This window comes from Planctomycetota bacterium (assembly GCA_018242585.1).
In the GTDB taxonomy this organism is placed as follows: domain Bacteria; phylum Planctomycetota; class Planctomycetia; order Pirellulales; family PNKZ01; genus JAFEBQ01.
The window spans coordinates 126,698-148,907 of sequence record JAFEBQ010000012.1; the positions used below are offsets into that span (position 1 = coordinate 126,698).

15 protein-coding genes and 1 tRNA gene are annotated in these 22,210 nt (G+C 63.0%); 10 read left to right on the forward strand and 6 right to left on the reverse strand.

From position 1 onward, the window contains the following. Positions 1 to 4 precede the first annotated feature (4 nt). On the forward strand, positions 5 to 3,244 hold the full coding sequence (locus JSS27_06735; GenBank protein MBS0208636.1) for an efflux RND transporter permease subunit: 3,240 nt from the start codon (positions 5 to 7) through the stop codon (positions 3,242 to 3,244). 13 nt (positions 3,245 to 3,257) lie between these two features. On the opposite strand, the gene larC is transcribed toward JSS27_06735, so the two are convergent. After that, positions 3,258 to 4,445: a nickel pincer cofactor biosynthesis protein LarC gene (larC, locus tag JSS27_06740; GenBank protein ID MBS0208637.1), complete on the reverse strand. Its 1,188-nt coding sequence runs from the start codon at positions 4,443 to 4,445 to the stop codon at positions 3,258 to 3,260. A 319-nt stretch (positions 4,446 to 4,764) separates the two neighbouring features. Between larC and JSS27_06745 the strand changes: the two genes are divergently transcribed. The 3 genes from JSS27_06745 to JSS27_06755 all read left to right on the forward strand — a co-directional run bounded on the left by JSS27_06745 (position 4,765) and on the right by JSS27_06755 (position 8,789). Beyond that, a complete protein-coding gene (locus JSS27_06745; protein MBS0208638.1) occupies positions 4,765 to 5,787 on the forward strand; it encodes a hypothetical protein in 1,023 nt (340 codons plus the stop codon). A 153-nt stretch (positions 5,788 to 5,940) separates the two neighbouring features. Next, positions 5,941 to 7,233 (forward strand): hypothetical protein, encoded by a 1,293-nt coding sequence (locus JSS27_06750; protein MBS0208639.1) that lies wholly within the window; start codon positions 5,941 to 5,943, stop codon positions 7,231 to 7,233. A 230-nt stretch (positions 7,234 to 7,463) separates the two neighbouring features. Next, complete coding sequence (locus JSS27_06755; protein MBS0208640.1) at positions 7,464 to 8,789, forward strand: beta-ketoacyl-[acyl-carrier-protein] synthase family protein; 1,326 nt, start codon at positions 7,464 to 7,466, stop codon at positions 8,787 to 8,789. 12 nt (positions 8,790 to 8,801) lie between these two features. Here JSS27_06755 and JSS27_06760 read toward each other — a convergent pair whose 3' ends face one another. Then, on the reverse strand, positions 8,802 to 9,911 hold the full coding sequence (locus tag JSS27_06760; GenBank protein MBS0208641.1) for a Gfo/Idh/MocA family oxidoreductase: 1,110 nt from the start codon (positions 9,909 to 9,911) through the stop codon (positions 8,802 to 8,804). A gap of 273 nt (positions 9,912 to 10,184) precedes the next feature. Continuing rightward, positions 10,185 to 11,501 carry a hypothetical protein gene (locus tag JSS27_06765; GenBank protein MBS0208642.1) on the reverse strand — a complete coding sequence of 439 codons (1,317 nt, stop codon included), beginning with the start codon at positions 11,499 to 11,501 and terminating at the stop codon, positions 10,185 to 10,187. A 713-nt stretch (positions 11,502 to 12,214) separates the two neighbouring features. Between JSS27_06765 and JSS27_06770 the strand changes: the two genes are divergently transcribed. The 4 genes from JSS27_06770 (at position 12,215) to JSS27_06785 (ending at position 15,719) form a co-directional block, all read left to right on the forward strand. Beyond that, positions 12,215 to 12,300: transfer RNA gene (locus JSS27_06770), tRNA-Leu, on the forward strand. A 132-nt stretch (positions 12,301 to 12,432) separates the two neighbouring features. Beyond that, entirely contained in the window at positions 12,433 to 13,596 is a 1,164-nt protein-coding gene (locus JSS27_06775) for an exo-alpha-sialidase (GenBank protein MBS0208643.1), read from the forward strand. A gap of 178 nt (positions 13,597 to 13,774) precedes the next feature. After that, the gene (locus JSS27_06780; protein ID MBS0208644.1) at positions 13,775 to 14,344 is read left to right on the forward strand and encodes a sugar O-acetyltransferase; all 570 of its coding nucleotides are present in this window, start codon (positions 13,775 to 13,777) and stop codon (positions 14,342 to 14,344) included. 298 nt (positions 14,345 to 14,642) lie between these two features. Further along, a complete protein-coding gene (locus tag JSS27_06785) occupies positions 14,643 to 15,719 on the forward strand; it encodes an efflux RND transporter periplasmic adaptor subunit (protein MBS0208645.1) in 1,077 nt (358 codons plus the stop codon). Here JSS27_06785 and JSS27_06790 read toward each other — a convergent pair. Together JSS27_06790 and JSS27_06795 are read right to left on the reverse strand one after the other, a co-directional pair. Beyond that, positions 15,716 to 17,266 (reverse strand): TolC family protein, encoded by a 1,551-nt coding sequence (locus JSS27_06790; protein MBS0208646.1) that lies wholly within the window; start codon positions 17,264 to 17,266, stop codon positions 15,716 to 15,718. The two genes, JSS27_06785 and JSS27_06790, sit on opposite strands and share 4 nt — an antisense overlap. A gap of 245 nt (positions 17,267 to 17,511) precedes the next feature. Continuing rightward, on the reverse strand, positions 17,512 to 18,882 hold the full coding sequence (locus JSS27_06795; protein ID MBS0208647.1) for a DUF1501 domain-containing protein: 1,371 nt from the start codon (positions 18,880 to 18,882) through the stop codon (positions 17,512 to 17,514). A 352-nt stretch (positions 18,883 to 19,234) separates the two neighbouring features. Here JSS27_06795 and JSS27_06800 point away from each other — a divergent pair, with 352 nt between their 5' ends. After that, a complete protein-coding gene (locus tag JSS27_06800; protein MBS0208648.1) occupies positions 19,235 to 19,420 on the forward strand; it encodes a Flp family type IVb pilin in 186 nt (61 codons plus the stop codon). Between the two features lie 36 nt (positions 19,421 to 19,456). Here JSS27_06800 and JSS27_06805 read toward each other — a convergent pair whose 3' ends face one another. After that, positions 19,457 to 20,749: a Gfo/Idh/MocA family oxidoreductase gene (locus tag JSS27_06805; GenBank protein MBS0208649.1), complete on the reverse strand. Its 1,293-nt coding sequence runs from the start codon at positions 20,747 to 20,749 to the stop codon at positions 19,457 to 19,459. 318 nt (positions 20,750 to 21,067) lie between these two features. Between JSS27_06805 and JSS27_06810 the strand changes: the two genes are divergently transcribed. Then, entirely contained in the window at positions 21,068 to 22,168 is a 1,101-nt protein-coding gene (locus JSS27_06810; GenBank protein MBS0208650.1) for a metallophosphoesterase, read from the forward strand. Positions 22,169 to 22,210 lie beyond the last annotated feature (42 nt).

Genomic DNA, 22,210 nt, shown 5'->3' on the forward strand with positions numbered 1-22,210 from the left:
ACGCATGTCGATCTGGGATATCTGCATCCGCCGGCCGGTCTTCACCGCCATGTTGGTGACGGCGCCCATTGTGCTGGGGCTGGCGTCATACTTTCGACTGGGGGTCGACCTGTTTCCGAACGTCGACCTGCCCGTGGTGACGATCTCGACCACCCTGCGCGGCGCCAGCGTCGAGGAAATGGAAACCCAGGTTACCAAGCCGATCGAAGAAATCGTCAACACGGTCTCGGGCATCGACGAGTTGCGGTCGACCACACGCGAAGGGATTTCGCAGGTTACGATCCAATTTGTCCTGGAAAAGAACGGCGACGTCGCGGCCCAGGAAGTGCGTGACAAGATTTCGACCATCATGGCCCAGTTGCCGCAAGGGACCGATCAGCCGATCATCGACAAGTTCGATATCGATGCCGCCCCGGTGATGACGATCGCCGTCTCGGGACGCCGCAATTTTCGCGAAGTGACCGAGATCGCCAAAAAGCAAATCAAAGAGGCGCTCGAATCGACCAGCGGCGTCGGGGCGATTGTCTTGGTGGGTGGACGTCAACGGGCGATCAATGTCTCGATTGACCCGGGTAAGTTGCTGAAATACGAAGACCTGTCGATCGAGAACGTGCGTCAGGCGCTGGTGCGCGAGAACCAGGAACAGCCCGGCGGCCGGCTCGATCAAGGTTCGCAAGAGCGCGTCGTCCGCACGATGGGACGCGTGGAAAGGCCCGCCGACTTCGGCAAGCTGATCGTCGCCAATCGTGGCGGCCAGCCGATTCGCATCGAGGACATCGGCCGCGTCGAGGACTCGTTTGAAGAACCTCGCGGGCTCAGTCGCCTTTGGTCGCGCGCCGTGGCCGAGGCCAACGGCGACACGCAACTCGCCGCCGCCGGTGACAACGCCGTGAGTTTGATCGTCCAAAAGCAATCGGGCACCAACACGGTGGCCGTGGTCGACGCGGTTCGTCGTCGGCTCAAGAACATCGAGGCCACGCTCCCCGGCGACATTCACACCGAAGTAATCCGTGACCAGTCCCGCTTCATTCGCAACTCGATCGAAGAAGTAAAGCTGCACCTGATTCTGGCCGCGGTGTTGGTCAGCGCCACGATCTTGATGTTCATTCGCGATTGGCGGACCACGCTGATTGCTACCTTGGCCATTCCGACGTCGATGGTGGCCACGTTCGCCTTCATGGATTTCATGGGCTTCACGCTCAATAACATCACGATGTTGGGATTGATCCTGGCCGTGGGCATCGTCGTCGACGACGCGGTCGTGATCCATGAAAACATCTTCCGCCACATGGAAGAATACGGCACCGGTCCCATGGAAGCCGCCAGCGCCGCCACGCGCGAAATCGCCCTGGCCGTCGTGGCCACCACACTGTCGCTGCTGGTGATCTTCGCGCCGATCGCGTTCATGCCCGGCCGCGTGGGACGATTCTTCAGCAGCTTTGGCATGGTCGTCGGCTTTTCGGTGCTGATGAGCATGTTCATCTCGTTCACCATGACGCCGGTCCTGTGCTCGCGATTCCTCAAGGTCGAAGACGGGCACAAGAAGAGCAAGGACGGCTGGATCTACCGCTTGGTAGATCGGAGCTATGGTGGCATTCTGGCGTTGTCGCTTCGGCATCGCTGGGCGATCGTCCTAATGACCGTCGGCCTGGTGTTTAGCATCCCCGTCACGCTGGCCATGGTGGGCAAGGACTTCGTGCCGCGCGACGATCAGAGCGAGTTTGAAGTGGCGGTTCGCTTGCCCGAAGGCTACACGCTGGCTCGGGCCGATCGCGTGCTGGGCGAGATCGAGCAGCGTCTGCGCCAGTTGCGCGGCGTGACGCATACGTTCCTAGTGGTCGGCGACACGACCGGTCGCGTGACCAAAGGGCAAGGGGACGTCACGACGGCCACGATCTACACTCGGCTGGTCGACTTGCGGCAGCGCGAGTACACGCAGTTCGCCGTGATGACCGAGGCGCGGCAGATTCTGGCTGACTATCCCGACCTGCGGGCCGCGGTGCAGGACGTTTCGGCTTTCCAGGGGACCGGCTTTCGCCAGGTGATGGTCGACTTGAATCTGCGCGGCCCCGACATGGAAAAGCTCCAGCAATACTCGACCGAAATCGCCAACTGGATGCGCAGCCAAAGCGTCTACGTCGACGTTGATACCAGTTTGTCGCTGCGCAAGCCCGAGTTGCGCATCCGCCCCGATCGCGAACGGGCCAGCGACTTGGGCATTTCGATCGAAACCATTTCGTCCACGGCGGGCGTGCTGTTGGGGGGCGAACCGGTCAGCAAGTACAAGGAGTTCGACGAGCAATACGACGTTTGGTTGCGGGCCGATCGGAGCTTTCGCGCTGACATTGGCGCCGTCGATCTGCTGACGGTCCCTTCGGCCAAGCCGGGCATCGGCGAGGTGCGACTGGCCAGCGTCGTGAAGCTGGAAGAAGCGCAAGGGCCGAACAGCATCGATCGTTTTGGTCGCCAGCGTCAGGTGGTGATCTCGGCCAACCTACAGAACGTGGCGCTCGGCGAGGGGATTCAACGCTTGAACGACTATGTCCTGTCGCTCGGCTTGCCCGCGTCGTACCAGTTCGAGTTCATCGGCCAGGCCAAGACCCTGAAGGAATCGAACAGCGCGTTTGCCGTGATCTTTGGCCTGAGCTTCTTGTTCATGTACATGGTGCTGGCCGCCCAGTTTGAAAGCTTTGTGCATCCACTTACCATCTTGCTCGCCCTGCCGCTGACGGTGCCGTTTGCGCTGCTGTCCCTGTTCTTCCTGCGGACGAACTTGGATATTTATGCGGTGTTCGGGCTGTTCATGCTGTTCGGCATCGTGAAGAAGAACGGCATCTTGCAGATCGACTACACGAACGTCCTCCGCGCTCGGGGCCTGCCCCGGGACCAGGCGATTCTCGAAGCCAATCACACTCGTTTGCGGCCGATTCTGATGACCACCGTGATGCTCGTGGCGGCCATGGTCCCGATGGCCATGGGGCAAGGCCCCGGCGCCGCGTCGCGCGCCGGCATGGCCAAGGTGATTATCGGCGGCCAGGTGTTGTCGCTGCTGCTCACCCTGCTGGTGACGCCGGTGGCCTACTCGCTGTGGGACGATGTGACGCAACTCGTCGCACGCTTGTTCCGCCGCGGCGGCAAGAAGAAAGAAGCAGTGGCAGCACACGACGAGAAGCCCACGGTGCTGCCGCTCGAGATCCCGCCGACGCATCGCCGCCCCGCGTCGGCCCACGCGGCTGGCTCGTAACGCCGCGGGACTATTACTTCGCCGCGTCTTTTGTTGCCTGCGCCACGAAGGCTTGCTGGGCGACTTCATAGACTTGGCGCAGCGGCACGTTGTGCTGCTGGGCCACGCGCTGGCAGCTTTCATACTCGGGCGAAAAGTTCGGCTCCTCGCCGGCGATCCAACCGAGCTTGCCGTCGACCGGTCCCCAAGGCGTTTCGACCTGCCAGGGTTTGCGCTCCATCTTGTGGCGCGCGGCCAGCCAACGGCGGATGCCCAGCGTGCCTGTCTCGCGAAACAGAATCCGCTCGACTTTGGCCAGCAACTCGGGCGCGCAGAGCACGGTGACCACCACGCCGGGACGGTTCTTCTTCATCTGCACGCCGGTATGATAGACGTCGAGTGCGCCCGCCTCGAACAGCTTGGCGGTCGCGTGGCCGATCACCTCGCCCGAGACGTCGTCGAGCGTCGTCTCGACAACCCACACCTGATCATCAACCGTGGCATCGGCGCTTTCGCCGACGAACAGCCGCAGCACGTTGGGTTGTTCGGCCATGTCGCGAGTGCCGGCCCCATACCCAATTTGCTGAACGGTCATCGTCGGCAGCGGCCCAAACTGATCGACCACCGTAGCCAGCAGGGCCGCTCCGGTCGGCGTGGTCAACTCGGCGTTCACGGCGCTGTGAACGATCGGAATCCCACGCAGCAACTCGGCCGTGGCCGGCGCTGGAATGCTGCAGCGACCGTGGGCGATATCGACGGTCCCCTGGCCGGTGGGAACGGGGGATGCCACGATTCGATCGACTCCCAGCAAGTCGAGCCCGATGGCCGCGCCGCAGATGTCGGCGATCGAGTCGACCGCGCCGACTTCGTGAAAATGAACCTTCTCGATGGTCGTGCCGTGGACCTTGGCTTCGGCTTCGCCCAGACGCTGAAAGATTCGCTTGGCCAGATCCTTCTGCCGCGGCGTCAGCGCGCCCCGGTCGATCATGGCCGTGATGTGGTGCAGGTGCCGATGCGCGTGCTCGGGCGGGTGTTCGACCTTGATGTGCCGGGCGCGAAAGCCGCGTCGCTTGACCTCCGACGGCACCAGCCGGCACTCGGCCAGCCCCATCGACGTGATGCCAGCCTGAATCGGTTCCAGCGGCACGCCAGCATCGACCAAAGCCGCCAGGGTCATGTCGCCGCTGATGCCGCTGGCGCAGTCAAAATAGGCAATCTTCACGCGATGCTCGTTTCTAACGGTGCAAAAGCAGAGTGATGCAACTGCTGGTGAATCTAGCAGATCGAGAAGCGCGATACAGCGGTTCGGGGGGTTAACACGATGCGTAGAAGTAAGAAATTCGACCACGACGACACAACGGGCACGACGCCGGAGAAGAACAGTTCAACTTTGGCCTTACGTCGTGTTCGTTGTGTCGTCGTGGTCGGTTTCCTGCATTTGATTGGGAATTGACGTGTTTTTCAGGGTTCGATACAGTACCGCCCCGCAAATCACACGTTCGCTGCTTGCGAATCGGTTCTGGCAAGGATGCCCTCTTTAGATGACCACGGTCGCTACCGCTTCTGATTGGAGTCGCGCCTTTGTCGGCTACGGCGCGTTGCCGCCGAAGTTGCGCGTGCTGCATGTCACGACGCTCGACCGAACCGGCGGCTGGCTGGCCGAAGCCCTGTCGGCGGACAGCGCCATGGTCGTGCTGTTGGACGAAGCGATGGGCATCGCCGCAGGCATGTCGCGACTGCGCGACGAAGCCTTCGACGCGATCCTGGTCAGTCACGACCCGCCCGGACTCGACGCCTTGGAATTGGTCGAGGGGCTGCGCGGCGCTGGGGCCGACGAGCCGATCATCGTCTTGGGCCAGGCGAGCGAGGCCGAGCTATTGCCGTTGTGCTACGAAGTCGGCGCCGACGCTTATGTGTGCGTTCACTCGGCGACGACGCGGCTCTTGATCTGGCAGGCCGCCCGCGCCGTCCAGCGCGCTCAGCTCGAACGCGACCACCGCCGGATGATGCAAGCCGAGCAGACTCGCCTGCGTCTCGAGCACGAAGAGGCAGAGCGGTTGCTGCAAGAGCAGCGTCACCTGTTGGCCGACCTGGAAACGCTGTATCGCGAGCATGGCGGCGACCCCGAAGGGGCCAGCGCGTGTCTATTGAACCAAGCGCTCCATTCGTCGACCGCGTGTGACAGTAGGCCCGACCTGCCCGAGCCGCTGGTGGCGATGTACCGCGAGATGCTGCGGACCTACGTGATCATGGGCTCGGGCAATCTGGCGACCGAAATGAATGCGCTGGCGAACTTCCTGGTTGACGCCGGCATCAGTACGCGCGAAACGCTGCAGCTTCACCTGCACGTGCTGGCCGAGCAGGTCCGCGGCCTGGGCGCTCGCAGCGCGCGGCACGTGATGACGCGGGCCGAGTTGTTGCTGCTGGAAGTGATGGTCCACGTTGGCGAAGGCTACCGGCTGCGGTACGTCGCGCGCCAGCATCCGCCGCGCCAGCAGATGCTCCCCGGTTTCGAGGATGTGGTGCCATCGGAGAAGCCGGTGGAGGAAGCAATTAGCGATTAGCGGTTAGCAATTAGCGGGAAACCGCTGATTGCTTTATCTAATCGCTAGCAGCTAATCGCTAATCGCTAGCTGGTCTTCCGCCAGCGGAAGACCAGCGCTATACTCCTGCACCATTTTTCGAGCCGGTGTCCGGCGCTTGCAGGAGTCTCTCGCATGTCCAGCCGATGCATTGCCGCGCTGCTGTTGTCGATCGTCATTGCTACGGGCGCGACCAGCGCGCTGGCCCAAGCGCCGCTTGACGATCGATCGTTTCCGCCGCCGGCTGCTCCCTTCGTTAGTCCTCCCGTGTCGCGCGGGCCGGTCGAGAATCCTCCGTCAGGTTACGTGCCGTCCACTAACAAGTCGGCCGAGGCCGATCCAGCCCGGGCGAACGACGACACTCACCCGCTGCTCGAACCAAGCCGGCCACTGAATCGCGAAGCCCGTCCGCCGGTAGCCGAGGTCAAGCACGGCTTGCCGCAATTGCCCGAGGAACATGGCCAGGTTTGGCGCGAATACAACTTGACGCCGTACACGGTTCGCGTCACCAGCACCAATCGGCCCGAACAAGCGGTGGTCGATTGGATTCTCCGCGAGACCGGCTATGAAGTCTGGCACGGCGAGCCGCTGGGCATCTTGAGCGCCAACAGCCGCACCTTGCGCGTCTATCACACGCCCGAAATCCAAGCGATCGTCCACGATGTGGTCGACCGGTTTGTCAACAGCGAAGCCGAGTCGTACGCCTTTGGTCTGCGCGTGGTCACGGTCGATAGCCCCAACTGGCGGGCGCGGGTCCATCCGATGTTGCGACCCGTCGCGGTTCAGGCCCAGGGTGTGCAAGCCTGGCTATTGGCCAAGGAAGACGCCGCGGTGCTGTTGGCCGACCTGCGCAAGCGCGGCGACTTTCGCGAACACAGCTCCCCTCATATGCTGGTCAACAACGGACAATCGTCCAGCGTGTCGGTCGTTCGCCCCAAGCAGTACATTCGCGACGTGATCGCCCGCCCCGAAGTCTGGCCCGGGTTCGAGAATCAGGCGGCCCAGTTCGACGAGGGGTTCACGTTGGAACTGAGTCCGCTGTTGTCGCTTGACGGCCGGACGGTCGACGCGGTGATCAAGTGCAACATCGACCAGCTCGAAAAGCTGGTGCCGGTGATGCTCGACGTGCCGACCGCCAACGCGCCGCGGCAGCGAACCAAGATCGAAGTGCCCCAGGCGACCCATTGCCGGCTGCACGAGCGCTTCCGCTGGCCGGCCGATCAACTGCTGGTGATCGACCTGGGCGTGGTGCCGCCGCCGATGCCGACCGATGCCAATCCGCTGAGCGGTTTGCCGCTGGTGGGCTCGCCATCCCGATCGAACTTGCTGGTCTTTGTCGAAAGCAAGGGCCGCGTGGCCGCGTCGCCCCAGCCGACAGCCACACCAGGCGGTGTCCGCGAAGCCAAGACCTATCGCGGCCGGTACTAAAGCGCTGCTCGATTCGATGTCGCATTGGCATTTCTGCCAAGCCGGCGGCTCTGCCACCGAGATCGGCGGCAGAGCCGCCGGCTTGGGGCGTCCACCCGGCAGCGAAATCGACGTTAAAATGCGTCAAACGCAGCCTTTGCTCCCCCTGTCCGACGCTTGGCTGGTGACGTACAATCGTCGGTTCCTGCTCCTGTTCAGTTCTCGTAACGGGTTTCCCCGGCAACGGTTACATGAGTTCCGATCGCAGCACACGCCGAGTCGTCATCACGGGCCTGGGGCTGGTTTCGCCGTTGGGCAACACGCCTGACGCGCTGTGGGAAGCCCTGACCACGGGGCGCAGCGGCGTGATCGCGCTGGCCCAGAATCCGGTGACGCCGGTCTCGCGATTCGGCTCCGAGGCCCATCCCTGGAACGGCGAGATCGACGATTTTGGCCCCTTGGAAGGGGAAAAGAAGAAGGCGATCCGCAAAGGGCTGAAGGTCATGTGCCGCGAGTCGCAAATGGGCGTCGCGGCCGCCCAGCGGGCGTTGCACGACGCGGGCTTGGGCACGTGCGGGCACGTGCCCGAACGAACCGGTGTGGTGTTCGGCTCGGACTACATGCTCTCGCCCCCCGAAGAGCTGCAAGCCGGCATCATGTCCTGCGTCGACCCCGAGCGGAAGTTTCACTTTGAACAATGGGGCGGGCATGGCATGACCCAGATGCAGCCCCTCTGGCTGCTCAAGTTTCTGCCGAACATGCCGGCGGCGCACATCACCTTTTACAACGATTTTCGCGGGCCGAGCAACTCGCTGACCCAGCGCGAAGCGTCGAGCAACCTGGCGATCGGCGAAGCGTTCCGCGTCATCCAGCGCGGCCATGCCGATATCATGATCGCCGGCGCGACGGGCACGCGCTTGCACGTGATGAAAGCGGTCCACGCCCTGCAAACTGAACCGGTGGCCGAGTTCAATCCCGACGCGCCCGAGAAGGCGTCGCGGCCCTTCGATCGCGATCGCACGGGGACGGTGTTGGGCGAAGGGGCTGGTTCCGTGATCCTCGAGTCACTCGAGTCGGCCCGGGCGCGCGGCGCGAAGATCTATGGCGAAGTCCTCGGCGCTGGCGCGGCGAGTGTCGCCACGCGGCGGCTGATCGCCGACCGGCGACAGGCATTCGTCAACGCGCTACGCATGGCCCTACGCGACGCGGGCTTGAAGCCCGAGCAGATTGGCCACCTCCAGGCACACGGCCTGGGGACGATCAGTTGCGACCAGGACGAAGCGGCGGCCATCAAGGAAGTGTTTGGTGCATACGCCAAGCAGCTTCCCGTCACGGCCGTGAAGAGTTACTCGGGGAACATCGGCGCCGCGAGCGGAATGGTCGAAATGATCGCCGGCTTGTTGGCTCTGGACAAGCAAAAGCTGTTCCCGGTGTTGAACCTGGCGCATCCCGACCCGGAAATCGCGTTGAATCTGGTTCGCAATGGCGCAGCCCAGCCGGGCGACACGTTCGTCAACCAGAGCGTCACGCCCCAAGGCCAGGCCGCCACGCTGGTCATCGCCCGCTGGCGCGAGTAAGTGGCGGTATGCTTATGCCTCAAGCAGCGTCAGCGGATTCTGCCGCGTCTTGAGCGGCAAAGTCACCGGGCCGCCCACGCGGTGCGACTCGAACACCGCCACGATCATCTCGGTCGCGCCGCGGGCCTGGTAGATGTTCCCCTTGGGGTCGCGGTTTTCTTTGATCGCCGCCAGCAAGTCCTCGATCGCCATCACGTTTAGCACGTGCAGGCCGCCGTCCTTCACCGGCTCGGGCTCGCCGATGCCCGCGGTCGAGACCTCGACCCATTGTTTCTTGCTGCGCGCGGGGGACCAGCCACTGTCGACCAATAGCTTGATCGTCGGTTGCACATGCCCGGTGATGATTTCGATCACGCCTTCGCTGCCATAGATTTGCAGGCCGAACCGCGACGTACGCCCCGTGGCGTTGCGGCGTGACGCGAAATACCCGGTCGTGCCGTCGGCCAGCCCGTACATCGCCCGCACGTCGTCACCGGCCAGCGGGCCGAGGCCTTCGTTCCCTTCAGCGACATCGCTCTTGGTGATCGGTCGGCCGTTCTGGTTGACTCGGGCAAAACACCACTCGGCGCCCCCCGAGAAGTTGCGGATCAGGTCCATGATGTGCGTGCCGAGCACCCACAGGTCTTCGCCGCCGCCGCGCTGATCGTCCTTGCCTCGGCCGCGATACTCGAGCACCTTGCCGATCTTGCCATTGGCGATCAGTTGCTTGGCGATCTCGATCCGCGGGCTGTAGCGCGTCTGGTGGGCGATGGCCAGCTTGGCGTGCGTGCGCTCGGCGGCCGCCACCAACTGGTCGGCTTCGGCCAGCGTGCGGCAAAACGGCTTTTCGGAATAGACGTGAATCCCGCGCTCCAGGCAGGCGAGCAGCATTTCATGATGCCGGTCGATCCAGCGTTGGCAGACGCTGACCACCTCGGGCTTCACCTCGTCGAGCAGCTTGCGATAGTCGGTGAACGCTTGCTCAACCTTCAGCTTCTTGGCCTCAGCCGCCAGTCCGGTCGGGTTGTCGTCGGCTACGGCCACCAATTCGACGTTGGGGACATCGAGCCAGGCGACGTCGAGCCCGTGACCATAGTTGCCGCGTCCGGTCGAGCCGATGACTGCTGCACGAACTTTGCTCATGGCGGCGTGACCTTGTTTGAGGATGAGTTGCGCGATTCGTCAAAGGCTCGGCGCGGCTAACAACGTACGAGGCGTGCGCGACAAACACCCCTCCCTGTCAGGGAGGGGCAGGGGGGAGGGTAAACGCGCCGCGGGCCGATACGCTTGGGGTTGGTGACTGTCCGTTGTAAGCCGGAGTCGATAGGCCTGCAACGCTTTTACCCTCACCCGCTTCGCTGCGCTCAGCGACCTCTCCCTTAAAGGGAGAGGTGAATGCCAGGACCGAACTTGCGCTCAGCCGTCGGCGACCGCGCCGGGGCCAGCGTCGGTCGGCTCGGCGACTTCGACCTGGCCCTTGTCATTCTTGCGCAAGGGGGGCAGGCCGTAGGCGTTCGGCCCTTCGTCGGTGTAGACGTCGTCCAACTCGGTGCCGTCGACGTCGCGCCGCAACAGGAAATAGATCGCCGTGGCCGAGGTCCAGAACGTGGCATAGACCGCGCCAGTCGCCAACAGCCGCACCAGCGAATTCCAGAACCAGGTGATTCGCTTTCCCCATTCGCCGACAGGCGTCAGCTCGCTGGGGCCGCCGCCGGTTCCCCAACTGGCTGCCCAAGTTGACAGATAGATCACCATCTCGGAAAAGAACAACGCCGCGATCCCCGCCAACAGATTGAACACCACCGCGACGGCTACGTAACCAAGGAGCGTTACCGAGCGCTGAAAGACATACGAGAACGATCGGCTCAGGCCGTCGAAGCTGTCGCTCGATTCGGTGCTGATGGCGGCAATCATCAACGGCCAGCCGAACCACAGCCCGATCACAAAGATCGCCAGCAAGAAACCGGCCAGTAGATAAACCGGCCACACGATCGCCAACAGCAACCCACCGATGTTCGTCCGCCCCAGCAACCCAACCACCGCCATCGGCAGCGCGAACAACAGCACGCCGACCAGCGGGAACAACGGCGCGGCAAACAGCGAACGCCAGCGGCCCAGGGCATGCCCCATGGCCTGGCCCCAGGAGATTTTTTCTTCGCGTGCGAGTTCCAGCGCCGCCATGCGGCAGATCGCGCCGCCGACCAGCGCCCAGACCGCGCTGGCCCAGGCCAGGGCCAGAATGCTAAACGCCAGGGTCTGAAAACCGGCTTGCAGGCTGAACGCGTCGCGCACTGGCCGCGACAGGGTGGCCCACACGTTCGGCGCGTTGGTAATCGTGGTCAGGCGCATCGACGGAGTGAATGCGCCATTGGATTGCATATCACGGGCCAGTTCGCGCTGGAACTGATCGGCAAGCACCTGGTTCATGGTGCGTGTGTCGATCGGCTCTTGCACCATGCAACCGCTGCTGAGCGGGCAATGGGCATAGGGCTGCAGCGCCGCTTTCAAATACGGGTCATCGGTCCCCGAGAACATCCAGGCGATGCACCACCAGCCCAGGAACGTCAGGAACACTCCCGCCGCCGCCGGCATGAACAGCCGCGACCGCAGCCCCAGCCGGGCCGCCCGTCCGATCAGCAGCACCGACGCCCAGCAGCGGCTGCCGCACGAGCCTTCGGCCTCGGCCGATGTTTCCTGGGGGGCGATGGATTGGGGCTCGCCGGACTCGGACATCATCGAAATTTCCTCGCTGCCCCGCGGAGACCCCGTGGTGCGTAAATTGCCTCGTTTAACTCACGGCGGCATTATACGTCGCCACCCCCCGGTTGCAACGCGGTGGAGCGGCGTGCAACGGCGATTTGGCGGACGATTCTCGCGGTGCGGGCAAAGCGATTAGAGCGTCGCAAGTGCCCGATGTTCGAAGGCCCCCGGTCATTGACCGGGGGCTAAAGTGAAATGAGCGTGCTCGACGCAAGAGGGTAGCACCGACAACTGGTTGTCGGTGTCGCGCAGCGACAAGAGGTCGAAGGGTAAATATCCCAGTCCCTCTTGCGGCTGCGCCGCCCAGACAAGCAAGTTGTCTGGGCCACCCCATGCAATCGCATGGCAGTGTTGACGGCCATTCAAGTTACAGCGAGTCGCGTTGTTTTCTTCAACAATGCGCGCCACGCCATTAGCCCCCGGTCAACGACCGGGGGCCATCGAGCCAGCGCGCCGAACAAGGTCGACAATCATCACAGAATCAGCGCCGATAAATCGTCGCTGTCACGCATCACTTGACGCCAGGAAACCACCGCCGGACACTAATGCGGGCGGAAATGAACCACGCGGAGTCTTAGTTCTTCGTGCAGAGACTTCATTTTCCGGGTACGCACCCGTGCGTACCATGAACGAAGGCGGCGCATCAGGCGCGCTCCGCGTGTGCGATTAGATTGATCGAATAATCAGGCCGAGTGGCGGAACAGGCAGACGCACGGGACTTAAAATCCCGTGTCCCGTAAGGGACGTGCGGGTTCGATCCCCGCCTCGGCCAATTGATTTATGAAGAGGCTGCGAGAAGAGGTTACCTCACCTGGGCAATGCACTATGAATGAACCGCTGCAACGTCTTCGATGAGTAAGATCGTGCCAGTGATCCGATAAACCACCGCAAGCAGAGCCACACTATGCTTGTCCTGCCTCGCCATACATCGTCGCGAATCGCTTTAGCTTGCGTACTTACTTGTTGCACAGCCCGATTCGCCGTCGCCGCCGAGCCCGGCTACACGATTCCGTTGGCTGATTTGGCCGACGAGCCCCAGCGGCGGGTGATCGTCGATCGTGAACCGGGGCAGTATCTCGGGCACCCGACGACCGTGTTGCTGGAAGACAACCGCACGATGCTGATTGTCTATCCCAAGGGGCACGGGCGCGGCCCGATCGTTCTGAAACGATCCACCGATGCCGGCCTGACCTGGTCGGCGCGACAACCCACGCCCGCCAGTTGGGATACCTCGCTGGAAACTCCCACCATCCACCGTGTGGTGGATCGCCAGGGCACCAAACGATTGATCATGTTCTCGGGCTTGTATCCGATCCGCATGGCGGTGTCGGAAAACGATGGCGTGAGTTGGAGCGAACTCAAGCCGGTTGGCGACTTTGGCGGGATCGTGGCGATGGGGGCTGTCGAACGATTGCAATTGGGCGACTACCTGGCCCTGTTTCACGACGATGGTCGCTATTTTGTCGCCGGTGGTAAGGCGAAATCGCCGCCCGTGTTTACGGTCTATGCGACGACCTCGTCCGACGGTGGCTTGACCTGGAGCGCGCCACGCGCGATTGCCACGCATGCCTCGGCCCACCTCTGCGAGCCGGGCATCATCCGTTCGCCCGATGGCAAACAGCTCGCGGTTCTGCTGCGTGAAAACAGTCGGCAGTACAACTCGTTTGTGATCGTGTCCGACGACGAAGGCCAGTCTTGGTCCCCGCCGAGAGAACTGCCGGCGGCACTGACCGGCGATCGCCATGTCGGCCGATACACCGCCGACGGTCGGCTGTTTGTCACCTTTCGCGACACGACCCGAGCGAGCACCACGAAGGGGGACTGGGTGGCGTGGGTGGGCCGGTACGAAGACATCACCGCCGGCCGTGAGGGAACGTGTCGCGTGCGGCTGATGAAGAATCACAAAACGGTGGATTGTGCGTACCCTGGCCTCGAAGTTCTGCCTGACGATACGATCGTCACGACGACCTATGGGCACTGGACCGCCGGGGAATCGCCGTACATTGTCAGCGTGCGGCTGAAACTGGCGGAGATCGACAAGAAGTTGGTGGCGCTGCCACGACATTGATTGCTTTCTTGCTGGCAAAGCCGGGAATGCCAAGGTAAGCAGCCCGCGACGAGTTCTTCGTCGAAATAGCTCCTCCCGTCATTCGTGTTCGTGGCGGTGATTCATTGGTCGCCGCAGGGGCGTAGAATGACGGCAGGGCCGCGCAGCTTGCCGGCCAATGCTTAATCAGCGGTGCGTTATGGCGACCGAGCGGGAAAAGATGCTGGCCGGCGAAATGTACGATTCGCTCGACGCCGAGCTTTGCGCCATGCGCGAGCGGGCACGCGATCTTTGCCAGTCCTTGAACGCCTCGCACGAGCGCGACCAGGCCGTCCGCCGCCAGATTCTGATCGAGCTGTTCGGCCAGGGTGGCGAGTCGGTCTATATGCAGCCGCCGTTCTATTGCGACTATGGCACGCATATCGAGCTTGGCGAGCGGGTCTTCTTCAACTTCAATTGCATCGTGCTCGATGTCTGCTCGGTGCAGATCGGCGACTACACCAAGTTCGGGCCGGCCGTGCAGCTTTACACCGCCATGCACCCGATGAACGCCGAGTTGCGCCGCAAGCAAGAGTACGGCAAGCCGATCGCAATTGGGGCCAATGTTTGGGTCGGCGGCGGCGCGATCGTCTGCCCTGGCGTGACGATTGGCGACAAGTCGGTAATCGGTGCCGGCAGCGTCGTGACGCGATCGATTCCGTCGGGCGTCTTTGCCGCCGGCAACCCGTGCCGCGTGATTCGCGAGTTAGGTGAGGAAGATTTACGATAGGGCGTCATGCCCGCCTGCGCGGGAATGACGGAAAGTGAGCGGTTCCGCACTCTCCAAGCTGGGGACGTAGCATTCTTCACCGGCTTCTCGCCTGGCTAGCTCGATGCCAGCAGCCGTCGAGGCGGAGACTTTCGGCGAGCCCATTCGATTGACGCAAGTTGAATTGCCAAAATCTATTAAGTGATCGTGCAAAAACAAGATTTTGAATGTTCAAAAATATTGATTGCATTAGTCATAAAAGCTGGCACAATGACGACGATTCGTGGCAATTCCTGGGTGTTTTCGTCGAAGTGTTATCATGCGTCGGGCGACTTGGCTGGTGGGGCTACTGTTCATCGCGGCTGGGTGTGGGCGGCAGTCGGCGGAGTGGTCGCTGGTGGCAAGCGCGGCCGCCGCCGAACCCGGGGCCGCCACACCCGCCCCGTCGGCCCAGACGTTGATTGTCTCGGGGACCAGTCTGCCAGCGCCGGGGCGCGTCTCGGAAATCGCCGCCACGGTTATGCACCCGGTAACCAAGGTTTACGTCAAGCCAGGCGACCAGGTTCGCGTCGGCGACCCGCTGGTGGAACTCGACGCCGATGAGCCCGAGGCCGATGTCCGCGCCCATCGGGCCGAGGTGACGGAACTGACGGCGGCGCTGGCCCGCTTGCGCGCCATGCCCCGCGGCGAAGAGCGCGCACAAGCCAAGGCCGAACTGGAAAGCGCGCAGATTCACACCCGCGCTTCGCAGGCCTATCTCGAGCGGCTGACCACCCTGCGCTCGCAAGAAGCGATCAGCGAGCGGCAACTCATCGAGCAACAGACGACAACCTTGCGGGCCATCGCTGATCAGCAAGCGGCTCAAGCCCGGCTTGATTACCTGCTCAAGCAGCCGATTGAGCTGGAAATCGCCGAAGCCGCGGCCAGTCTCAAAGCCGCCGAAGCCGAGCTCGAAGCGGTCGAAGCCGAGTTGGAACACTACGTTGTTTATGCGTCGATCGATGGCATCGTCTGCTGGCTCGATGTAACCCCTGGCACGGTCAGCCGGGCCGGCACCAAGGTCTGGGGCGAACTGGTCGATCTGCGTGAAGTCGACGTGCAGGTCGAACTGACGCCCAAGCAATTGAGCCAGGTCGATCTGAGCCAGCCGATCGAAGTGCGACTTGGCGAGTTGGGCACCGTGTGGCCGGCTCAATTCGTCTTTGCCGCGCCGGCGGCCAATCGCACGTCGGGCAAGATTCCCGTCACGCTGCGGGTGAAGAACAGCGGCGAGCCGCTGCGTTGTCACTTGCCGGTGACGGTCGAGTTTCGCCGGTTAGCGGAGAATCGTCCCGTCGAGCGCCCCTCGCAGGCGTCGCTGGCGGCGCAACCCGCCGGCGGCGCCGACGGCCGCTAGGGGAGCATGCGCTGTCCGACGACGGTGTTCAGCGTTAGCATGCTGCGGCGATGGGCCACCAGTGCATCGCGGTACTGGCGCACCAGCTCGTTGTACTCGCGCTGAGCGGCCAGATAGTTGAACATGCTCGTCTCGCCTTGCTGGTAAAGCTGCAAGTTCGCGTCGAGCACCTGCCGCGCCGCGGGGAGCAGTGCCTGTTCCAGCCGTTCGATCGTCGTTTGTGTGGTCTGGAAGTTCTGGAATGCTTGCTCGACTTCCAAGGTCACTTGCCGCTCGAGGGCCCGCAGCTCGATGACCGATTGGGTCTGGTTGATTTGCGCGCGGCGGATGTTCCCTTGGTTCCGATCGAACAGCGGCACGTTCATCGTCACGCCCGCCGCCCAACTAGTGGTGTTCGGCGTGCCGTTACCGTATTGGCGATTGTCCTGCACGGTGAACGGCTGGTAGACGACATAGACGTCTTGCATCCGATTGGCTCGGGCCAATTGGGCGTCGGCCGCGGCGCGACCCAGGCCCAATCGATAGGCCGCCAAATCGGGTCGCACCGTCGTGGCCAGCGACACCAGCTCTTCGCGCACCAGCGGCGTCGGCGATTTCAGGTGCAGATTGCCGCGCACTTCGAGCGCCGCTGCGTCGAGCGTGACCGCGTTCAGTTGCAGCGCCAGCGCACGTTTGGCGTTCTGCAAAGCTGCTTCGGCTTCGAGCAGTCCCAAGCCGGCGGCGTCGCGCTGGATGAGCAGTTGGTTGACTTCGGTGCGCGACTTGATGGTCTGCCGCTCCTGGGCCTTGGCCGCGGCCAGCAGTTTGTCCAGCCCGGTGATGCTGGCTTGGGCAAAGCGAACCGTCTCGCGGGCCGCCAGCACATCGACATAGGCGGTGTACAGGTTATCGATCGCCAAGCGGACGGCGTCTTGATACTGAGCGTGCAGCACTCGTTTGGCCTGGACGGCGACCACCGTTCGCGCGCGGCGCTTTTGGGTGACGTCGAGCGGCAGCGAAAGGTTCACGTCATATTGCGTCTGGCCGCCGGGGCGCTCGACCGGATCGAACGAACCGTAGGGAACCAGTTGCGCGTCGGCGAACATCAACGGGTTGGCCCGCAGACTGGCCGTCAGGATGTCAGCATCAGCTTGGGGAAGTTCGAGCTGCTTGGCCCGCAGATCCAGGTTCTCGCGGACCAGAATCTCAATCGCTTCGTCCAGGGTCAGCCCGCCGGCTGGGCCTTCGTCCCCCGTTTGAGTCGGAATCTCCAGCGGGCCGTAAGCCGGAGCCTCGGCGGCGCGCAAGCTGGGGGCTGGCAGGACTTCGGCTTGCGACTGCGAGATGCGATTCCAGCCACCTGGCTGGGCCACGGTCATCGGTACTCGACCGACGGCCGAGCCCACGCGGCCGCCGACCATGCCAGCGCCGGGCTCGAGGGCGCTGGTGCCCGAAGCGCCAATTTCGGGGCCGAGCGACGACGCAGGACGTTCGAACAATTCCAGCTCGGTGGGAGGCTGCGCGCAAAGACTCGCGCCGCGCGCCAACAGCGCGAGCGCGACAGCCAAGCTGATTTTCCATCGTGCCGCGCGGTTCAGCATCAACGATTGATCCGAGAGAAGGACTCTTCATTACGTCCCTCTTTCGACATCGACCGCTCACCAATTTGTAATTAACGAAACTAAAGGTTTTGATGGCTCAAAGATTCTCTGCGCGAAGCGCGGCGGCAAGCTTGCGCCGCTAGCGGGTGATAACAGCGAGCGGCGAATCGAAGTCGTCGAGCGCGCTCGCGCAAAAGAGCAGGCAAGCCCACTCACGCCAGCAAGGCTGGTATCACTTCCCCTTCGGGGACCAGGCGGTGCGGTCGTCCGAGGCGATCGTGAATTACTTCGGCGGGCGAAATGCCTAGCAGGTGATAAAGCGTGGCAATCACGTCGCCAGGGCGCGTGGGGTTCTGCGCCGGTAGTGCGCCGGTTGAATCGCTCGCGCCGTACACGACACCTTTGCCAAAGCCGCCCCCGGCCAAGAGGACACTATAACAGTTGTTCCAGTGGTCGCGGCCAGCAGCCTTGTTAACCCGCGGCGAGCGGCCAAAGTCGCCAAGCACCGCCACGATCGTGCGGTCCAGCAAATGGCGCTCGACCAAGTCGGTCAACAGCGAGGCAAAGGCCCGATCGAACTGCGGCAGCAGCGTTTCCTTGAGCTTAACGAAGTTGTTGCCGTGCGTATCCCACGTGGCGTTGGCGTCAGGGGCCCACGAGATGGTGGCCAGCCGCGTGCCGGCCTCGATCAGTCGGCGAGCTAGCAGCACGCTTTGCCCGTAGATGTTGCGGCCGTAGCGCTCGCGGACCTCGGGCGTCTCGGCGGCAATATCAAGCGCATGCTGCGCGGCATTGGAAGTCAGCAGATCAAACGCCCGCTGCTGAAAGCCCGAGACGTTTTCCAGGGCCGCATTGCGCCGCGGTTCGACGAACGACTCGGCCAGCGACGCCAGCAAATGGCGGCGGTCGTTCAAACGCGGCTGAGTCACATCGTCGCGCAGTGCCAGCTCGGGGACCGAGAAGCCGTCGGCGTTCGGATCGTTCAAGATGAACAGCGGATCGTATGACTTGCCCAACAGCCCGCCATAAAACCCTGGTTGCGGCGGCCCCTTGGCCCCTTCCTTGGTGATGTAGGGCAGACAGACGTGCGGTACCCGCCCGTTCGCCGGTGGCCGCAGATAGGTGAGCGCCGAGCCGATCGTGGGCTGGTCGTCCGATTCGGCCCCGACTAGCCGGTTGGCGTCGCCGCGGTCGTGACCGGTGATGCTGGTGTAGACGGCCGCGGCGTGCGAGTTGTTCACGCTGTGGTGCATCGAGCGAATCAGCGTGCAGCGGTGCATGTGCCGCGCCGAAAGCGGCAGATGCTCGCTGATCGGCGCGCCCGCGAGCGACGACGCGATCGGCTGAAACTCGCCGCGAATCCCCTCGGTGGCCTGCGGCTTCATGTCCCACATGTCGAGATGACTGGGGCCGCCGTTCAGGAAGATCACAATGCAGGCGTCGGCTTGTTGCGCAGGGGCCGCCGCGTTGCGCTGCGCATCGGCAGCCAACAGCCGCGGCAACGACAGCCCCGCCACGCTCAAGCTACCGACCTGAAGCAATCGCCGCCGCGTCAGCCGACCGAGCAGTCCATCACCGTCCATGATTCACCCCTCAAGGCAAAACGATCGTTAGCCTACTCGATTTGCCCGAGACGTGCCAACTTGTCCACGGCCGTCTCGCCCCGAGACCGGGGCGTATCGATTAAGAGGGCTGAACGAATTCCGAAATACACGAATGACGGTGTGGTGCCATCGATGGGGAGTGAAGCGTGTGACAGAATGTCCAATCGCACGGAATGTTTGGACTTTGCCAAGTCGTAATCTACCGTTGCGTGTCAACTGAGCACGTAAGGATCGCTCGGCCGAAGGCGGTTCGTCGCGAGTGGCGAATGTTGTGGGGGCCCAACGTAATCGACCTTCCAAGCCTTCTAGTTTTTGCTTTGGGAAACCGAACATGAAAGCGCTGTGGCAAAAGGGTTGGCAGTTCTTGCGCCGTGATGACGGCCCCACGGCCGTCGAGTACGCGGTGATGCTGGCCTTGATCGTCGTCGTCTGCATGACCGCGGTTCGGTCGATTGGCACCAGGTCCAAAAGCACGTTCCAGAAGGTCGCCAAGCAGTTGCATACGTCGTCGAGTTAGGCGACACACCCCGCTTCATTCGCCGCGATCGATGCGCTAGCCAATCTTCGGCAGCTCAAACCCCGCGCGGCGTTCGCGAACCAGCATGGCGTCGGCCTGGGGATCGCCGACGAACTTCTCGGCTTTCGCGTCCCACTGGAGTCGACGCCCCGCCTCGCGGGCGATGTTCGCCAGGTGGCACGTCGTGATCGAGCGATGGCCGATTTCGACGTCGGCCACCGGCAACTTGCGACTGCAGATACAGTCGAGCCAATCTTGCAGGTGCGCCCGGGCCTGCCAGAGGGCTGTCTGGTCACTCCACTTCTTTTCTTCCGCGGCGACGTCGACCGATTTGAGGATTTCCGCGGCGATCTCGGGCGGGTTCGAGACGACCTTGTTGCGGTTGATTTCCAGCTTGCCGCGCTCGCCGACGAAAACCGCGCCCCCCATCGGCCCGCGATCGAGGATAAACTTCACCTCGACGTCGTTGGCATAGCGCATGGCCACTTGCCCGTGTGAGCCTTCGCTCAGAGGCCAGATTTCCACCGGGCCAGCGCCGTCGGCGCCGAGCGCCCATTGAATCTGGTCGACGCCGTGCGCGCCCCAGTTGGTCATTTGGCCTCCCGAGAAATCACGCCAGGCCATCCAGCCCAGCCACTTCTTGTTGAACGGACGCATGACCGACTGGTTGAGCCACATGCTCCAGTCGAGCCCGGCCGTGACGGGCTCCTCGGCCGGCGCCGGCTCGGGCGCGGCGGCCGGCCCTGGGTAATTCACCGCACGAACTTCCAGCAGCTTGCCCAAGCCACCGTTACGGACAAATTCACAGGCCAACCGGTTGATGGCCATCGAGCGCTGCTGCGAGCCGACTTGCAGCACGCGGCCATAGTGCCGCACGGCGTCGGCCAGCGCGCGCCCTTCTTGCACGTACAGCGACAGGGGCTTCTCGGCGTAGACATCCTTGCCGGCCTGCAGGGCGTGAATGCACGGCAGCACGCGCTGGAACTCGCCGGTGCCGACGATCACGGCGTCGATATCCTGGCGGTCGAGCAATTGGCGATAGTCGGCCACGATGGGCCAGTCGCCTTGCTTGGCCGCTTTGAACGCCTCGGCCCGCGGCACGTTGCAATCAGACAACGCGACGATTTGGGCTCCCTCGGGCAACTGTTCAAGCAGCAACTTGGCGCGATTGCCAACGCCGATCGCGCCGACGCGAATCCGCTCGCTGGCCGGGCCGGCCTTCTCGGCCGCGCGCAACGTCGCGGGGCGGAGCGCGGCTGCGGCCAGTGCCGCGCCAGCCGAGGCCTGCAAGAAACTACGACGGTGAAGCGTGGCGGCGCGTCGTGGCATGGGGGTACTCCCGTGAAAGAGTCTGACTCGTTCCGAGTGGGTTGTTGTTTGACGAACGAAGTGTCGTGAATCCGCGGAAGCAGCGCAACCAAGCTTACACGTGATTTACCGGGCCTCAAAACTTGCTATTGAATCACAATTGGCTGTGCTGCCGGGCGAGAGGCGTAAGGTCGGGCGGGTACCATCGCGCCATGGCGCCGCCGATTTGGGCAACATGCATACTTGCTCCTCACAGACGTGGTCGTTAATGTCCAATCATACCAGGCCTGCGCACCTCGGTTAACGACTCGCCATTCTCCCTTCCTGAGGAGCTTTGTCATGTTTCGACCCACTCGTCGGCAAGTGCTGCGGTATGGCGCTGGTCTGGCCCTGGCGCCATCGCTGGGTGCGCTCGACGCGAATGTACTACGCGGGGCCGAACCGGCGGCCAAGCCGAAGATTGATCCCTACGCCGATGCCGTGCTGATTCCGGGCGAGCCTCCCGCGCTGACGGAAGGTTCGTTTACCGTCGCGGTGCTGCCCGACACCCAGCACTACAGCGAGAAGTATCCCGAGCAGTTCCATGCCCAGACCGAGTGGATCGTCGCGAACCGCCAGCGGCGAAACATCGCCTGTGTGCTGCATCTGGGTGACGTGACCAATCACAATACTGCGCCCGAGTGGGAAGTGGCTGCCAGCGCCATGAGCAAGCTGGACGGCGCCGTGCCCTATTTCATGACGCTCGGCAATCACGATTACGGCGAGCAAGGAAAGTGCGACCAGCGCTCAACCCAGTTTCAGCAGTATTTCCCCGCGGACAAACTCCGCGCGCAGCGCGGCTTTGGCGGCATCTATGACCGTGCGGCCGAGCGGCTGGATAACAGCTATTACTTGTTCTCGGCCGGCGGGCGCGATTTCCTGGTCTTGTCGCTGGAATTCGGCCCGCGCGGCGACGTCATCCGGTGGGCCAACGAAGTGGCTGCCCGACATCGCGATCGGCAGGCCATCCTGATCACGCACGCCTATATGTATTATGACGAGACGCGCTACGATTGGGTCCAGCGCGGCAAGGATCAAAAGTGGAATCCGCACTCGTATCCGCTGGCCGCGCATTCGACGGACATCAACGACGGAGAAGAGTTGTGGCAAAAGCTGGTGGGCAAGCAGGAGAACTTCATCCTCACGCTCAACGGTCACGTGCTGAATGACGGACTGGGGCGAACCGTCACGCCGACCGCCGCGGGACGCAACGTGCATCAATGTCTGGTCAATTTCCAGATGAAGCCCAACGGCGGCGATGGTTGGCTGCGGCTGCTCGAGTTCCGGCCCGATGGCACGACCGTCGAGGTTTACGACTACTCTCCCACTCGTGGCGAGCGGAATGAATCGAGCCAGAATCGCTTCACCATGAATATCGCCGCGCTAAAGAAGACGGTCTAGGCCAGCGTGCCGCATACCCCGACGTTGAGTCATGAGGTCGTC

Coding starts and splice junctions, on each gene's coding strand:
- JSS27_06765 (MBS0208642.1), bottom strand. CDS start 11,501: ATGTCCGAGTCCGGCGAGCCCCAATCCATCGCCCCCCAGGAAACATCG.
- JSS27_06735 (MBS0208636.1), top strand. CDS start 5: ATGTCGATCTGGGATATCTGCATCCGCCGGCCGGTCTTCACCGCCATG.
- JSS27_06760 (MBS0208641.1), bottom strand. CDS start 9,911: ATGAGCAAAGTTCGTGCAGCAGTCATCGGCTCGACCGGACGCGGCAAC.
- JSS27_06810 (MBS0208650.1), top strand. CDS start 21,068: ATGTTTCGACCCACTCGTCGGCAAGTGCTGCGGTATGGCGCTGGTCTG.
- JSS27_06805 (MBS0208649.1), bottom strand. CDS start 20,749: ATGCCACGACGCGCCGCCACGCTTCACCGTCGTAGTTTCTTGCAGGCC.
- JSS27_06785 (MBS0208645.1), top strand. CDS start 14,643: ATGCGTCGGGCGACTTGGCTGGTGGGGCTACTGTTCATCGCGGCTGGG.
- JSS27_06775 (MBS0208643.1), top strand. CDS start 12,433: ATGCTTGTCCTGCCTCGCCATACATCGTCGCGAATCGCTTTAGCTTGC.
- JSS27_06750 (MBS0208639.1), top strand. CDS start 5,941: ATGTCCAGCCGATGCATTGCCGCGCTGCTGTTGTCGATCGTCATTGCT.
- JSS27_06800 (MBS0208648.1), top strand. CDS start 19,235: ATGAAAGCGCTGTGGCAAAAGGGTTGGCAGTTCTTGCGCCGTGATGAC.
- JSS27_06780 (MBS0208644.1), top strand. CDS start 13,775: ATGGCGACCGAGCGGGAAAAGATGCTGGCCGGCGAAATGTACGATTCG.
- JSS27_06745 (MBS0208638.1), top strand. CDS start 4,765: ATGACCACGGTCGCTACCGCTTCTGATTGGAGTCGCGCCTTTGTCGGC.
- JSS27_06795 (MBS0208647.1), bottom strand. CDS start 18,882: ATGGACGGTGATGGACTGCTCGGTCGGCTGACGCGGCGGCGATTGCTT.
- JSS27_06755 (MBS0208640.1), top strand. CDS start 7,464: ATGAGTTCCGATCGCAGCACACGCCGAGTCGTCATCACGGGCCTGGGG.